Below are 14,237 nucleotides of genomic sequence, written 5' to 3'. Positions count from 1 at the left end.
GGCCGCTAAGCCATGATGCTTAGCGGCCGTTTGGGTCCAATGGCGGAGTGCGGCGGAGTGTGGCGGCGCCAACGCGCGCCGACCCGGTGACGCCCGGCAACAGGGGGCACAAACAGGGTCACTGCCCGGCGTCGACCTTGTCCAGGGCGGTGAGGGCGCTCTCCATGGTCCCGGCGAGGTCGCTGGCCGGGGCCGGCTTCGCGAAGAGGTAGCCCTGCAGGGAGTCGCAGCCGCGGTCCATGAGGTACTTGGCCTGTGCCGGGGTCTCGATGCCTTCCGCCGTGACCTTCAGGCCCAGGGCGTGCGCGGCGTTGACCATGGTGCCGAAGAACGGGAGCTGTTCCTGTCCTGTCTTGATCATGGCCACGAAGGAACGGTCGATCTTGACCATGTCCAGGGGCAGTTCCCGGAGCCGGCCGAGCGTGGAGTATCCGGTGCCGAAATCGTCCATCGCAATCCGGACGCCGGCCTCCCGCAGGTGACGCAGCTGGCCCAGCACGTCCGAGGACGCATCGAAGAACACGCTTTCCGTCAGCTCAAGCGTCAGCTGGTGCGGGTCAACGCCCGTGGACGCGGCAATCGCGAGCACGTCCGTGGCGAAGTCCCGGTGCTGGAACTGCAGGCCCGAGACGTTCACCGCGACGCTGTACGCGGCGTCGCCGGCCAGCCAGGGCCGGATCTCGGCGCAGGCGCGGCGCAGGACCTCATCTCCGATCTCGCGGATGAGACCGCTTTGCTCCGCGACGGGCAGGAACTGGTTGGGCGGCACCAGCCGGCCGTGCCGTTCCCACCGCGCGAACGCCTCGAACTGCACCACCGAGCCGATGCCGGGGGACACCACGGGCTGGTAGTGCACGGAGATCTGGCCGAGCTCGACGGCGCGGCGGAGCCCAGTCTCGCCGTCGGCCTTGTGGGCCGCGGTGTTCAGCATCTCCGGCCGGAACCGCAACCAGTTGTCCTTGCCGGCGGCTTTGACCGCGGTCATGGCGGCGTCGGCCTGCCGCAGCAGTTCGGCCCCGTCCAGGGTCTGCGCGGACTTGGACGCCAGGCCCATGCTCACGCCGGGCCGGACCATGGTGCCGCCGACGCGCAGCGGCTGGTGCAGGGCCTCGGTGATCCGCTTGGCCACGGCGTCGGCGTTGAGGCATTCGGTCAGGAGCACCGCGAATTCGTCGCCGTCCAGCCGGGCCACGGTGTCGTGCGGGCGGACGCAGTTGCGCAGCCTGCTCGCGACCTCCACCAGCAGTTCATCGGCCGCCGAGCGTCCCAGCATGTCGTTGAGGTGCTTGAAGTCATCGATGTCCAGCAGCAGGACGTCCACGGGATCCGGCCGGCGCAGCGCCGCGGCGAGCCGCTCGTTGAAGAACGGGCCGTTGGGCAGCGCGGTCAGTGGATCGCGGAGGGACCCGGCCTTGAGTTCGTCGTCGTGCCCGGCGAATGCCGCGGGAGCCGCCCCTGCCGCCCGTGCGGCGCCCGGAGCGCCCGCAGCACTAGGGGTACGACGGCGGAAGTCGCCGCTGAGCGAACTGCCGGCGCTGCCGTGGGTCGCGCCGCCACCCACAGCACTGCTGAGGGCGGCACTGCTGTGGGTGGCTCCGGCCACCGGGCCGGTGCCTGCATTCCGGTGGCCGGCGTCGCGGACCGCGAGGGCGACGGAGGTTCCGGTGTCGGGCGCTGCTGCTGGGGCCGGGACCAGCGAGCACGTGATTTCGACCTGGAGTTCGGTGCCGTCGGCCCGGCGCCCGGAGCCGGCGAACGGAGCGTGGGGACTGGGGGCCGCGGCCAGCCCGGCCAGGACGCCGTGGAATTTTTCCCGGGAGGACTCGGCCAGGAGCAGGCTGTGGTCCGCACCGAGGAGTTGCGCGCGGGAATAGCCGAAGAGCCGCTCCGCTGCCGTGTTGAGGAAGGAAATGGATCCGTCCCGGCTGACCAGCAGCAGGGCGTCCGGGCTGTACTCCAACAGTTGCTGTGCGAAACCGGCTTCCACGATGTTTGACTGCCCCCCAGGCGACGGATGATGATAGCGGGCGCCCGGCGGAGAACCGGGCGCGCTGCGCTCACTGAATCATATGCGGTGCGTGCCCGCCGAGGGCGGTGGGCATCATGCCGCGATTGAATGTGTCGAAAGTGCTGAATCGGGCCGAAGTGCAGCGCACCAACAGCCCGGCGGACCGCGGCGCACCGGCTACCCGGGCAGCGGTACGCCCTCCAGTGCCGCGATGGCCGCCACCGAGTTGCGGACGGCCCGCTCCCTGGCCGCAGCGGGCTCGGGGCGGGAGAAGAGGAATCCCTGCAGGGCATCGCAGCCGTGGTCCATGAGGTAGCGGGCCTGGGCCGGCGTCTCGATGCCTTCGGCCGTGACCTTCAGCCCCAGGCTGTGGGCCATGTGGATCATCGAGGTGAGGATGGGCAGCTTTTCGGTGCCCGTATGCAGCATGGACACAAAGGACTTGTCGACCTTGACCACGTCCACGGGCAGGTCCTGCAGCCGGCCCAGCGAGGAATAGCCGGTCCCGAAGTCGTCCAGGGCCACGCGGATGCCGGCTTCACGCAGGGTCTCGAGCTGGCCGATCACGTGGGAGTGGGCATCGAAGAACACACTCTCGGTCACTTCCAGCACCAGCTGGTGCGGGTCCACGCCGCTCCAGGCCGCAATGTCCAGGACGCGCTCGGCGAAGTCCCGGTGCTGCAGCTGCACGCCCGAGACGTTGACGGCGACGCTCCGGAACGGATCCTCGGCCAGCCACGGCGCGAGCTCGGTGCAGCTGCGCCGCAGGACCTCAGCCCCGATCTCCCGGATCAGGCCGCTGCGTTCGGCCGTCTCGATGAAATCGTCCGGCGGGATCAGCTCGCCGTCCCATTCCCAGCGGGCCAACGCCTCGAACTGCACGACGTCGAGCCGGTCGCTGGAGATGACGGGCTGGTAGTGGACCATGATCTGCCCAAGCTCCACCGCCCGGCGCAGCCCGGCCGTGAGCTGGGTGCGTTCCAGCAGCGCGGCGAGCATCTCCGGCCGGAAGTGCACATAGCAGTTCTTGCCGGCCTCCTTGGCCGCGTACATGGCCAGGTCCGCCTGCCGCAGCAGCTCCGAGGACGTCTCCGTCCCGGCGTCCCGCGAGGCCACGCCCAGGCTCAGGCCGGGCCGCATGAGCGTGCCTTCGATGGAGACGGGGGCATTCAGAGTGCTGACCACCCGCTGGGCCACGCCGTCGGCGTCCCGGCAGCCGACCAGCAGCACGACAAACTCGTCTCCGCCCAGCCGGGCGACGGTGCCGTGCGGGCCCACACAGTTCTGGAGCCGGCGGGAGATCTCCACGAGCATCTCGTCGCCGGCATGGTGGCCCAGGACGTCGTTGACTTCCTTGAAGTCGTCCAGGTCCAGGAGCAGGACGTGCACAGGGTCCGGCGTGAGCAGCGCCGCCGCGGCCCGCTCATTAAAGAGCATCCGGTTGGCCAACCCCGTGAGCGGGTCTTGGAAGGCCAGCTCCTTGAGCTTTCCGGCCTGCTCGGCCAGTTCCTCCATGGCGCGGCGGGCCTGGTCCTGGGCGCGCCGGCGCGAGGTGATGTCGCGGAAATTCCAGATCCGTCCCACGATCCTGTCCGCCACCTTCTGCGGGCGCGAGTGCAGCTCCACGGTGCGGCCGTCGGCGAACTCCAGGACGTCGTGGCTCTGCATCACCGTGTCCGCGTAGAGTGCTGACACCTTTTGCAGGAAGTAGTCGGGATCGGTCAGTTGGTCGGCGATGAACCGGACCAGCGCGGTGGGGTCTTCGGCCGCGATCAGCTCCGGCGGCATGCCCCACATCTTCAGGTACTGGTCGTTGATCCCGGTGATCTGGCCCTCGCTGGAGACCACGACGATACCATCCGACGTCGTCTCCAGCGTGGCGTCCAGGAGGGAGACGGCCAGCCGCCGACCGGCGTCGGGGTCGTTGCGGTGATCGGCGTCCCGGACGGCGACCGCCATGGCGGTGCCGGCGTCGACCGTCACGAGCGAGCACGTGATCTCCACGGGGAGTTCCGTCCCGTCCCGGCGGCGTCCGACGGCGGCGAACGGCCGGCTTCCGGCCCGGCTCTTCCGGCCCAGCCGGCCAAAGACCCGCAGGAAGCCGCCGCTGCCTTCCTCCGTGAGCAGGACGGCGTGGTCCACGCCCAGCAGTTCTTCACGTGGAAATCCGAACAGGCGTTCCGCAGCCGAATTCACGAAAGCGATGGTGCCGTCCGCAGTTAACAGCAGAAACGCATCAGGACCCTGCTCCAGCAGGGCTTCACCAAACCCAGTTCCCACGACGATACCGGCCCCCAAAGCGACGGAAGTTCATAGAGCGATGATGTTCCCGGCCAAGGTGCCAGGGTCAATGCGTTTCACTGCATCATAGGGTCGTTCGGCCCAATGTCCAGTACATCTGTCCAGTACATTCCAGTACGTTTGTCCAGTTCATCCGTCCGGCACATCGGACCGGTGATTTGCCGGTCACCGGTGCTTTGCCGGTCACCGGTGACCGGTGACCCGGTCGCCCCGCAGTGCGGCGATGGCCCGGGCCGCCTGCTCCAGTCCCTGCTGCAGCCCGGACTCCGGCTGCGGGCCCGAAAACAGGAAGCCCTGCAGGGAATCGCAGCGCAGCTCCATCAGGTACTCGGCCTGCGCGGACGTTTCCACGCCCTCGGCGGTGACGGTGAGTCCTAGGCCGTGGGCCATGCCGATCATGGCGTTGAGGATGGGCAGCTGTTCCGCGCCGGTGCGGATCATGGACACGAACGACTGATCGATCTTCAGTGTGTCCACCGGCAGGCCCTGAAGCCGCCCGAGCGAGGAGAACCCGGTGCCGAAGTCATCCAGCGCCACGCGGACGCCGGCCGTGCGCAGGTTCATGAGCTGGCGGATGACGTGGCAGTCGTCGTCGAAGAACACGCTTTCCGTGACTTCCACGACCAGTTGGCGCGCATCCACCCCGCAGGACTCCGCCACGGCCAGCACCAGTTCGGCAAAGTCCCCATGCTGGAGCTGGACGCCGGAGACGTTCACGGCCAGGGACCGGGAGGCGTCCTCATCCAGCCAGGGCTTGAGCTCGGTGCAGCCGCGCAGCAGGACCTCGGTTCCGATCTCGACGATGAGGCCGCTGCGTTCCGCCGCCGGAATGAAATCCTTGGGCGAAACCAGCGCCCCGTCACGCACCCAGCGGGCCAGCGCCTCGACCTTGACCACGGTTCCGCGGTCCGCCGAGACGATCGGCTGGTAGTGCACGGCAATCTGCCCGTTGTCCACCGCCAGCCGCAGACCGGCCTCGAGATCGTTGCGGTCCACCAGGGCCTTCATCATCTCCGGCCGGAAGCGCATGTACCGGTTCTTGCCGGCGGCTTTGGCGGCATACATCGCGACGTCGGCACGGCGCAGGAGCTCGGAGGCGTCCACGGCGTCCTCGCTGATCGAGGCGAGCCCCAGGCTGAGGCTGGGCCGCAGCATGGTGCCATCAATCCACACGGGCACCCGCAGCGAGTCGACGATCCTGGCGGCGACAGCTTCGGGATCCAGCGAGCCGACCAGCAGCACCACGAATTCGTCGCCGCCCAGGCGGGCCACGACATCGTTCGGCCGGACGCACGTCCGGAGCCGCCGGCCCACTTCAATGAGCATCTGGTCCCCGGCGTGGTGGCCCAGGATGTCATTGACTTCCTTGAAGTCGTCAAGGTCCAATAGCAGGACGTCCACGGCGGTGCCGCACGGGCCTGCGAGGGCGCTGGCGAGGCTGTCGTTGAACTGCTGCCGGTTGGACAGGCCGGTCAATCCGTCCCGGAACGCCAGCGCCTTGAGCTGGGCGGACTGCTCGGCGAGGTCGGCCATGGCCCGGGCAATCCGGTCCTGGGCCACCTTGGCCGCGGTCACATCGCGGAAGCTCCACACGCGTCCGACCACGTGGTCCGCGACCTTCTGCGGGCGGGAATAGCGTTCAAACGTCCGGCCGTCGCGGAATTCCAGGACATCGTGGCTTTCGGCCGCGGGATCGGCGTAGAGGGCAACCACCTTTTCAATGAACTGGGCGGGATCCTTCAACTGGTCCAGAACGAAGTCCATGACGGCCCCATCGTCGCGGGTGGCCAGCAGCTCCCGCGGGATGCCCCACATGGTGACGAACTGGCTGTTGACGCCGGCGATCTCGCCCTCGCTGCTGACCACCAGGATGCCGTCGGCTGTGGATTCGAGCGTCGCGCTCAGCAGCGACATCGCCTCGCGGAGTCCGTCGTCGGTCTCCGCGCGGTGCGAGGTGTCGCGGATCGCGACAATCATGCCGGCCGTCCGGGCGTCGGCGTCGGCGCCTGCATCGGCGTCGGTACCGCCGGCGGCACCGGAGTGAGGCCCGGCATCGGTGACGACGAGGGAGCAGGCCACCTCGGCCTGGAACTCTGTGCCGTCCCGCCGCAGCCCGTAGACCTCCATCGGCACGTGGGCAGCAGCAGAGGCAACGGCAGTTTCGGCGTCTGCGGCGGCTGTGCTGTCCGCTTCACGGCGAAGGGTGAAGAACATCCGCTGGAACCCGTTCCTGAATCCCTCGGCCAGGAGCATGCGGTGGTCCAGGCCCGCGAGCTCCCCACGGGGGTACCCGAACATGCGCTCCGCGGCGGCGTTGACCATCCTGATGGTGCCGTCCTCGGCCAGCACGAGCAGGGCGTCGGGGCAGGATTCCACCAGGTCCCCGTACTGTGGGGCCTTGCCGGATGCTCTCGCCGGGTTCGACGGCGCCGTCACGCGGTTACCGCCGTGCACATCTGAGACCAATCAGTCATTTAGAACCCTCCCATCGGGAAATCATAGGCGTCCCGACGGTCCCGGAGGTGTCACCACGAGCGCAGGGCGGGTCCGGTCCGCGTTGGCCCCGCCTCCATTCTTCGGGTTGCTCTATCACTAATGGTGCTTAAAACCCCTGTTTAGCAGCCTTAAGTGATAGGGCAACGAGGGGGGAGCGGGCGACGGCGGGTTCCCGGGTGACGGCCTTGTAATGGCCCACGAGCTCGGCCCCGAGGGCGGACCACGTCCTGCCTTGAACCGAGGCATGCGCGGCCTCGGCGAACGCGCGGCGCTTGGCGTCGTCGCCCATCAGGTCCATCACGCGGGCCCTGAGCCCGGCGAGGTCGCCGGGTTCGTAGAGCCAGCCGGTCCGCGAATTCTCCACAAGGTCCAGCGGCCCGCCCCGGCCGGTGGCCACCACCGGCACCCCGGAAGCCATGGCCTCCTGGATGGTCTGGCAGAAGGTCTCGAACTCGCCGGGGTGCACGAAGAGGTCGAAGGACGCCACCGCCCGGGCCAGTTCGTCGCCACCGAGGAACCCGGTGAAGACGGCGTCCGGCAGGGCAGCCTCCAAGGCCGCCCGCTGGGGCCCGTCGCCGACGATCACCAGACGGGTTCCGGGGATATCCGCCAGCACCGCCAGATCCTCCACCTGTTTCTCGGCCGCCAGCCGGCCGACGTACCCGATCAGGCGCTCGCCGCCGGGGGCTACGGACGCCCGCCAGCCGGCGTCGCGCTTCTCCGGGGTGAACCGCTGCGTGTCCACGCCGCGCCGCCACATGTCCACGCGCGGAATGCCGCGGCCGCGGAGCTGGTTGAGCGCGAAGGTGGAGGGGACCAGGGTGCGCGAGGCCAGCAGGTGGATATGTTCCACCCGGTTCCAGGCCCAGTTCTCCAGGAACGGGACGCCGTAGCGCGCAGCGTAGCCGGGCACCTCGGTCTGGTAGATCGCGACGGTCGGGATGCCGAGCTGGTGAGCGGCCTGCGCTGCACGCCAGCCGAGCACGAACGGGGACGCGAGGTGGACGACGTCGGGCGCGTAGTCGGCAAGGATTCGCTTGACCCGATACACACCGCCCAACGCCACCCGCACATTCGCATAGCCGGCCAGAGGGACCGAGGGGAGCCGGTGCACGTGGGCGCCATAGACCTCGTCCGGGACGTCTGTGTCCTGGGTGGACGGCGCGATCACGAGCACCTCATCCCCGCGCTCCTGCAGATGCTCCAGCACGCGCAGGATGGAGTGGGTAACTCCGTTCATGAGCGGCAGGAATGATTCGGCGACGATTGCGATCCTCACTCCTCCACGGTGCGGGCGCCGCCTTGCGGTGCGGGGGAGCGGGCGTTGCCGGCAGGGGAAGACTGGGTTAACAGGTGGGCACGGTCAGTCGAGCGCCGCGAGCAACGGGGCGAGGCTCAGAGAAAGGACCGACGGCGAAAGGGGCCGACGGCGGGAGGGGGCGGCTAAGAGGGCGCGAATCATCGAGGCCATGTCTTCACGGCACACTCCGACTCAACGGCGGTGCCGGACGGCATGGCGGAAGGACGGGCTACAGCGGATCGGGCCAGTTGCCGACCGGGCCGCGGGCTTGCATGCCGGAACCACTTACGAACCTGGCAGCCGGCCCGAGACGCTCACGCATATTGCCTTCCATCTGAAATACCTCCAGAGGCGACGGAACTTCAGAATACGCCCGTCGCCTCCTAGCGTCCAGAGGCCGTCAGTCTGCCTTGAGAACGTCCGGAAGCTCGTCCACAAAGACGGTCTGGGGCGGCTCAAAATAGATGACCAGGACCTGCTCGCCCACGGCAAAGATGCTGGTCTTGTCGAACGGGTGAGCATGGAACGCGCTGGTTCCGCCGCGGACCGGCAGCATGACCTCGCCGATGGTGCCCGGGCCGATCCGTCCGGTGACGCGCCCAATCTTTCCGGTCAGGCTCCGGTCAACATCCTTATGCATCACGATCCCCTGATCCCTGCACGCACGCCGGCCCTATGCCTCCGGAGCCTTCCCGTCCCGTTTGTGGGCGTCCCGGCCGTTCTTGAGCGCGGTCGAGAGCGCCGGAAGGTAGTCGCCCACCTGTGCCAAAATCCCGCCGATCATCCGGTTGACCCCTTCGCCGCCATTGAGCACGGTCATCTGGCCGACGTGCGCAAACGGCTCGGCTGCCGCCGCCACGATGGCCGGCATGTTCTCGGCGAGCTGCTGAGAGATGACGGCGTCCTGGTTGGTTCCGAGCGCCTCCGCACGGGCCTTGATGCCGTCAGCCTCGGCCAGCGCCTTGGCCTTGATGGCGGAGGCGGCAGCATCGCCGCGCGCCTTCGTGGCAGCAGCCTCGGCCTCGCCGGTGACCTTGGTGGCTCCGGCTGCTGCTGCCGCGGCGTTGGCGTTTGCCTGGGCCTGCAGCTCGGTCCGGCGCGCGTTGGCCTGGGCCTCAAGCTCGGTGCGCCGGGCCAGTGCCTCGGCGGCGCTGATGTCCGCGGCTTTCTGGCCTTCGGCATCGGTGCGCTTGGCGTAGGCCCTAGCGTCGGCGGGCTTGCGGACGGTGGTCTGGAGCTTCTGTTCCTCCCGGTCGGCCTCGAGCTTCGCCACCTCGGTTTCCTGGACCACCACCTGCTGGCGCGCCGAGGCATCGGCCAGGGGCCCGGCCTGGGCCGCGTTCGCCTTGGCCCGCTCGGCATTGGCCTGCGCCACGGACTGCCGGATCGCGGACAAACTCTGGGCGTCGGCGATCATGGCCTCGGCCTCTGCTTCCTTTTCCGCCGCCTCGCGGTTCCGGGTGGCCTCCGCGATGCGGGCCTCCATCTTGACCATGGCAATGTGCGGCTTGGCGATGTTCTGGATGTAGCCAGTGGGGTCCTGGAGGTCCTTGATCTGCAGCGAGTCGACCACAAGCCCCAGCTTCTCCATTTCGACGCCGCTGGCGCTGCGGACCTGGGAGGCCAACTTGTCGCGCTCGCGGATGATTTCCTCGACCGTCATGCTGCCGATGATGGAGCGAAGATGGCCTTCAAAGACGTTGTAGACCTGGCTTTCCATCTTGGGCTGCTGGCCCAGGAACCGCCGTGCGGCGTTGGCGATGAACGGCGGGGCGTCCCCGATCTTGTAGATGACCACGCCGTCAACAATGACCTGGATGCCCTGGGAGGTCACACAGGAGACCTTGAGCTCGGTTTCATTCAGCGTCAGGGACAGCGGCCGCACGGTCTGGAGCCCCGGGAGCACCAGGGCCCCCTTGCCCGTGACGATCTTGAAGTCCATGCCCTCCCGGGTTTCCAGCGTGCCGCGCGTCAGCCCGGAGATGATGAGGGCCTCGTTCGGTTCAGCCACCTTCCACATCAGTTTTGTTGCCACCCAGATGACGCCGATGACCACGACCGCCCCGAGGATGATCGAAATGAGCGGGTAGAAAGCTGACAAGTCCTGCATTACCAGGTCCCTTCACGGTGGTGGAAAAGGTGTAAAAGCAAAGCCCCAAACGATGCTGCTGGTAGTCCCCGGCCGGCCTGGAAAGCAGGAACTGCGACGCCGCCCAGCCAGCCGTTGTACACAGTCTGTGGTGCTACCTGCCGGTAAGTCCAGCAATTCGGCAGTGTTCGGGCATACGCCCAAGCCCCGCCGGTGCCGAAAGCCCCTGTTGGGGCGGTCGCCGCCGTGCCAACGTGGTGTAGCGTGCCAGCGTGGAATAGCACAAGCGTGCCGGCGTGGGAGGGCGGGCAGCAGGTGTGCCGGGCCCGCGAAAGGGTGATGGGTGATGCGCGGCTCTCCTCTCGGGATGACACGGACGGCCGGGATGACCAGTATCGCGTGGGACATCTGGCGGGCCGAGCATGCCAGCCAGGACGCGATCGCCCGCCGGCAGCGGGACCGGCTCGCGGCGCTCGTTGACCACGCGCGGTCGGCGTCGCCCTTTTACCGCAGGCTGTACCGGGACGTCCCTGAGACGCCCGCGGACCTGCTCACGAATCTGCGGGAGCTGCCTCCCGTGGGCAAGCGCGAGCTCATGGAGAACTTCGATGACTGGGTGACCGACCCCCACATCACCCTCGCCGGACTGAAGGCGGACCTCCTTGACGACCCCTCGCGCGTCGGCGGCTTCTACCGCGGGCAGTACCTCGTCCTGACGACGTCGGGGACCACCGGGGAGCCAGCGGTCCTGGTCCATGACCGGACCTCGTGGCTGGTGGCGAACCTCCTCGCCCGGATCCGCGAACGACGGACGATGGTGACGGCCGCGGAGACCCGGGCCTTCCTGCACCGGGGGCTGCGGGCCGCGGCACTGATCGCGGATGGGGACCATTTTGCCGGCGTCGTGCTGACCGAAACCGTGCGGCGCCGCAGCCCCACGATCGCGCGCCGCGTGCGCGTGTTCTCCGTGCTCCGGCCGCTCCCGGATCTCGTGGCGGATCTCAACGAGTTCCAACCGACCATGCTCTACGGGTATCCGAGCGCCATGCTGCAGCTGGCCGCCGAACAAAAGGCCGGACGGCTCAGGATCCGGCCGATCCTGGCCGTCGCGTCCGGGGAAAGCCTCGCGGCCACCGGAGCGGCGGAGATCGAAGCGGCCCTCGGATGCCGCGCCACTGTGCGGTACCTGGCCTCGGAGGCGCTCGCCCTGACCAGCCGGTGCCGGCAGGGGCAGTTCCACGTCAACGCGGACGGGTACATCGTGGAGCCCGTGGACAGGACGTTCCAGCCCGTTCCGGCCGGCGAACTCTCCCACACGGTGTTGGTCACCAACCTGGCCAACCGGGTCCAGCCCCTCATCCGCTACAACCTGGGCGACCGGGTGCAGATGATTCCCGGCCCGTGCGTGTGCGGCAGCCCGTTTCCCGCGCTTCGCGTCGAAGGCCGCAGCGGCGACGTGCTGACCTTCGCTGCCGCGGACGGGCGAACGGTGATGGTGCTGCCGCTGGCGCTGGGGACGGTAATCGAGGAAACCGCCGGCGTCCGCCGCTTCCAGGCGATCCGCACCGGGATGCGGCAGCTGACCGTGCGGCTCGAGCTCTACCCGGAGGCCACGACGGCGGCCGTGCGGACCGCGGCACAGGAACGGTTGGGTGCGTTCTTCGCCGCCCAGGGCGCCGACGGCGTGGAGGTCCGGTTCGCCGACGAGCCGCCCCGTCCGGACCGCAGCGGCAAGTTCCGCGAGGTGTGGTCCGCCTGAGAGGTGTGACTGCTAATGCTGGTCGAGGATCCGCCGGGCGTCCTGCTGGGCCTGGAGCTCTTTCACGGTCAGCGTCTGTCCCGCCAGGTAGCCCGCGTCGGCCATGATCCGGCGCAGCTCCGCGACCGTGCGCGGCGTCCGCACCCCGTGGTGTGCCATGGCGTGGCAGTTGGCGCAGAGCGGCACGAGGTCCGTGACGGGATCCAGTTCGTAGTTGCTGCCCAGCTGCGACGCCGGGACCAGGTGGTGGACCGGGATGAAGTCCTTGCCGAGCTCCCCGTAGGCAATTTCAAACGAGAACCCGCACACGGCGCAGCTGGTTCCGTGATGGGCGATGCATACGCGCTGCGCGTCCGGGCTGTGTTCGTACCGGTTTACTTCCACGCGGCTGACCGTTGCCGCCGGGACGGTGCCGGGCACGGTGTGGGTGGGGTCAGCCGCGGGCTGCCGGCCGTATTCGCTCCAGATCCCGTGGAGCAGCGGTTCGGCGGACGGTTCGACGGCGAGTCCGGAACCTTGAAGAGCTTCCCAGTCGATGTTCGGCACGGATTCCACGAGGATCTCGAATGGGACCTGGTCTCCGACGGGCAGGAGGGAATCGAAGGCCACGCGGACGTAGAGAGGGCCAGCGGCCGGCGCTGCGTCCCCGGCGCCGGATGTTTGGCCACCGGATGTTTGAAGGTCCGGCGTTTGGGCGCCGGATGTTTGAAGGTCCGGCGCTTCACCGCTCAGTGTTTGGAGGTCGGGAGCCGGAAAGCGGGGAGCCGGTCGCTCCGAGACGATGACGCCGTGACCGATCAGGCCGCGCCCGTGGCGGCCCTGGAGCACGAGCCACGCCTCCGCACCGGACGCGGCGTCCCCGCTTCCGGCGTCCCAGTTTCCGACCTCCCAGCTGGCCAGGAACCAGCCTGTGTCCGCGACTTCTTCCAGGACCGCCGGGTAGGTCCAGTTGTTCCGTTCGTCGGGGTTCCAGACGAGGATGATCGCGCTCATGTGCCCATTGTCGCAGTGAGGGCGAAGCTTCGGGCGTCCTCAGCCCGGACTGCCGGCAGCAACCTTGACGCCCTCTGACGGCGGGGCCGGGCACGTGGCGTTGAGGGAGTCCTCGGCGATGGCTTCCATTTCGCGCAGGATACGGGTGGCCCCGGACTGGAGCGGTTGCGGGGGGTAGGCCACGGCCATGGCGAGCTGCCGCGTGCCGTCCGCGCTGGTCATGGCGATGGTGCCGTAGCCGGGCACGTCGCCGGGATGGCCGTAGTAGAAGTCGTTGGTGCAGAGGTCGTTCCAGCGGACGACGCCGAGGCCGTACCGGGCGTAGAGAGGGCTCTGCATCTGCGTGATCGTGTCAGCTTTGAGCAGCCGGTCCTGCAGCAAGGCGCGGTAGAACGCATTCACATCCGCCATGGAGGAGACCATGCCGCCGGCGGAGTTGTCGATCTGCGCCGCGGGATAGGTGACGTCGAGCCGTTTGCGGTCCAGCGTGATGTAGCCGTGGACCATATCCGAGGGCGGAAGCCCGGACGCCGTCATCTGGGTCCCGCCCAGGCCCAGCGGCTCAATGATGTCGGTGCGGATCACTTCTCCGATCGGCCGGCCACGCAGGCGTTCGACGATCAGCGCCAGGGCAATGTAGTTCGAGTTGGAGTACTCAAATCCCTGGGCCAACTTTGCCTGCCACGTGATCCGGCCCGCCATGGCCAACAGGTCCGCCAGGCTCACCCTGGTGGTCAGCGCCTGCTGCACCGTGGCCGGATCGTACAAGGGGCCGTCCACGGACGGCATGCCGGAGCGATGTTGCAGCAGTTGGCGGACGGTCACGGGTCCCGGCGGGTGCATGACCTGGTCGAACTCCGGGAGGTACGTGCTGACCGGCGCGTCCAGCTGGAGCATGCCCTCCTCGGCCAGCTTAAGCACGGACACCGCCACCATGGACTTGGTGATGCCGCCGATGTGGACAGGGTCCGTGATTTCGGTGCGGGAACCGCTGTCCAGGTTGCGGACGCCGTACGCCGCGGACCACTCGTCCGCCCCCACACGGAGCTGGATGAGCACCGCGGGGGCGCCGCCGTCGAGCATTCGCTTGCTGAACTCTTCGAGCATGGTCCGGTAGACGGGATCGGACGACGACGGCGGCTGCGCCGGCGGTTGCGGCCCGGGAATGCACCCGCCCAGGGCGACCGTGAGCACGACGGCGACGCTGGCGGCCGTGAGCCGGAAGGATGATGCGCGAATCCAAGCCACCGACATGGCGGGTCCTTCTTGCGGGTCGGGTCTGTAGCCGGGG

General features: G+C 68.5%; 9 protein-coding genes. 1 reads left to right on the top strand and 8 read right to left on the bottom strand.

Annotated elements, in window-relative coordinates; translation table 11 throughout:
- Positions 1-118: 118 nt before the first annotated feature.
- The 6 genes from ABD243_RS08795 to ABD243_RS08770 all read right to left on the bottom strand — a co-directional run bounded on the left by ABD243_RS08795 (position 119) and on the right by ABD243_RS08770 (position 10,215).
- Complete coding sequence (locus tag ABD243_RS08795; RefSeq protein WP_344364366.1) at positions 119-1,987, bottom strand: putative bifunctional diguanylate cyclase/phosphodiesterase; 1,869 nt, start codon at positions 1,985-1,987, stop codon at positions 119-121.
- Between the two features lie 198 nt (positions 1,988-2,185).
- Positions 2,186-4,288: a putative bifunctional diguanylate cyclase/phosphodiesterase gene (locus ABD243_RS08790; protein ID WP_344364362.1), complete on the bottom strand. Its 2,103-nt coding sequence runs from the start codon at positions 4,286-4,288 to the stop codon at positions 2,186-2,188.
- A gap of 204 nt (positions 4,289-4,492) precedes the next feature.
- Positions 4,493-6,685 carry a sensor domain-containing protein gene (locus ABD243_RS08785; RefSeq protein ID WP_344364419.1) on the bottom strand — a complete coding sequence of 731 codons (2,193 nt, stop codon included), beginning with the start codon at positions 6,683-6,685 and terminating at the stop codon, positions 4,493-4,495.
- Positions 6,686-6,911: 226 nt separating this feature from the next.
- Entirely contained in the window at positions 6,912-8,084 is a 1,173-nt protein-coding gene (locus ABD243_RS08780; protein WP_344364358.1) for a glycosyltransferase family 4 protein, read from the bottom strand.
- Positions 8,085-8,505: 421 nt separating this feature from the next.
- Positions 8,506-8,745, bottom strand: coding sequence for a hypothetical protein (locus ABD243_RS08775; protein ID WP_344364355.1), 240 nt, complete (start codon positions 8,743-8,745; stop codon positions 8,506-8,508).
- Between the two features lie 33 nt (positions 8,746-8,778).
- Positions 8,779-10,215, bottom strand: a complete 1,437-nt coding sequence (locus tag ABD243_RS08770; protein ID WP_091250968.1) for a flotillin family protein — start codon at positions 10,213-10,215, stop codon at positions 8,779-8,781.
- 364 nt (positions 10,216-10,579) lie between these two features.
- Between ABD243_RS08770 and ABD243_RS08765 the strand changes: the two genes are divergently transcribed.
- Positions 10,580-11,953: a phenylacetate--CoA ligase family protein gene (locus ABD243_RS08765; protein WP_344364352.1), complete on the top strand. Its 1,374-nt coding sequence runs from the start codon at positions 10,580-10,582 to the stop codon at positions 11,951-11,953.
- Between the two features lie 12 nt (positions 11,954-11,965).
- On the opposite strand, the gene ABD243_RS08760 is transcribed toward ABD243_RS08765, so the two are convergent.
- Entirely contained in the window at positions 11,966-12,946 is a 981-nt protein-coding gene (locus ABD243_RS08760; RefSeq protein WP_344364349.1) for an HNH endonuclease, read from the bottom strand.
- Between the two features lie 39 nt (positions 12,947-12,985).
- The coding region (locus tag ABD243_RS08755) for a serine hydrolase domain-containing protein (protein WP_344364347.1) at positions 12,986-14,237 on the bottom strand (1,252 nt) is incomplete at its 5' end.

This window comes from Arthrobacter humicola (assembly GCF_039531445.1).
GTDB lineage: Bacteria > Actinomycetota > Actinomycetes > Actinomycetales > Micrococcaceae > Arthrobacter > Arthrobacter humicola.
The sequence above is the reverse complement of the archived record's forward strand: the minus strand, read 5'-3'. Positions and strand labels throughout refer to the sequence as shown.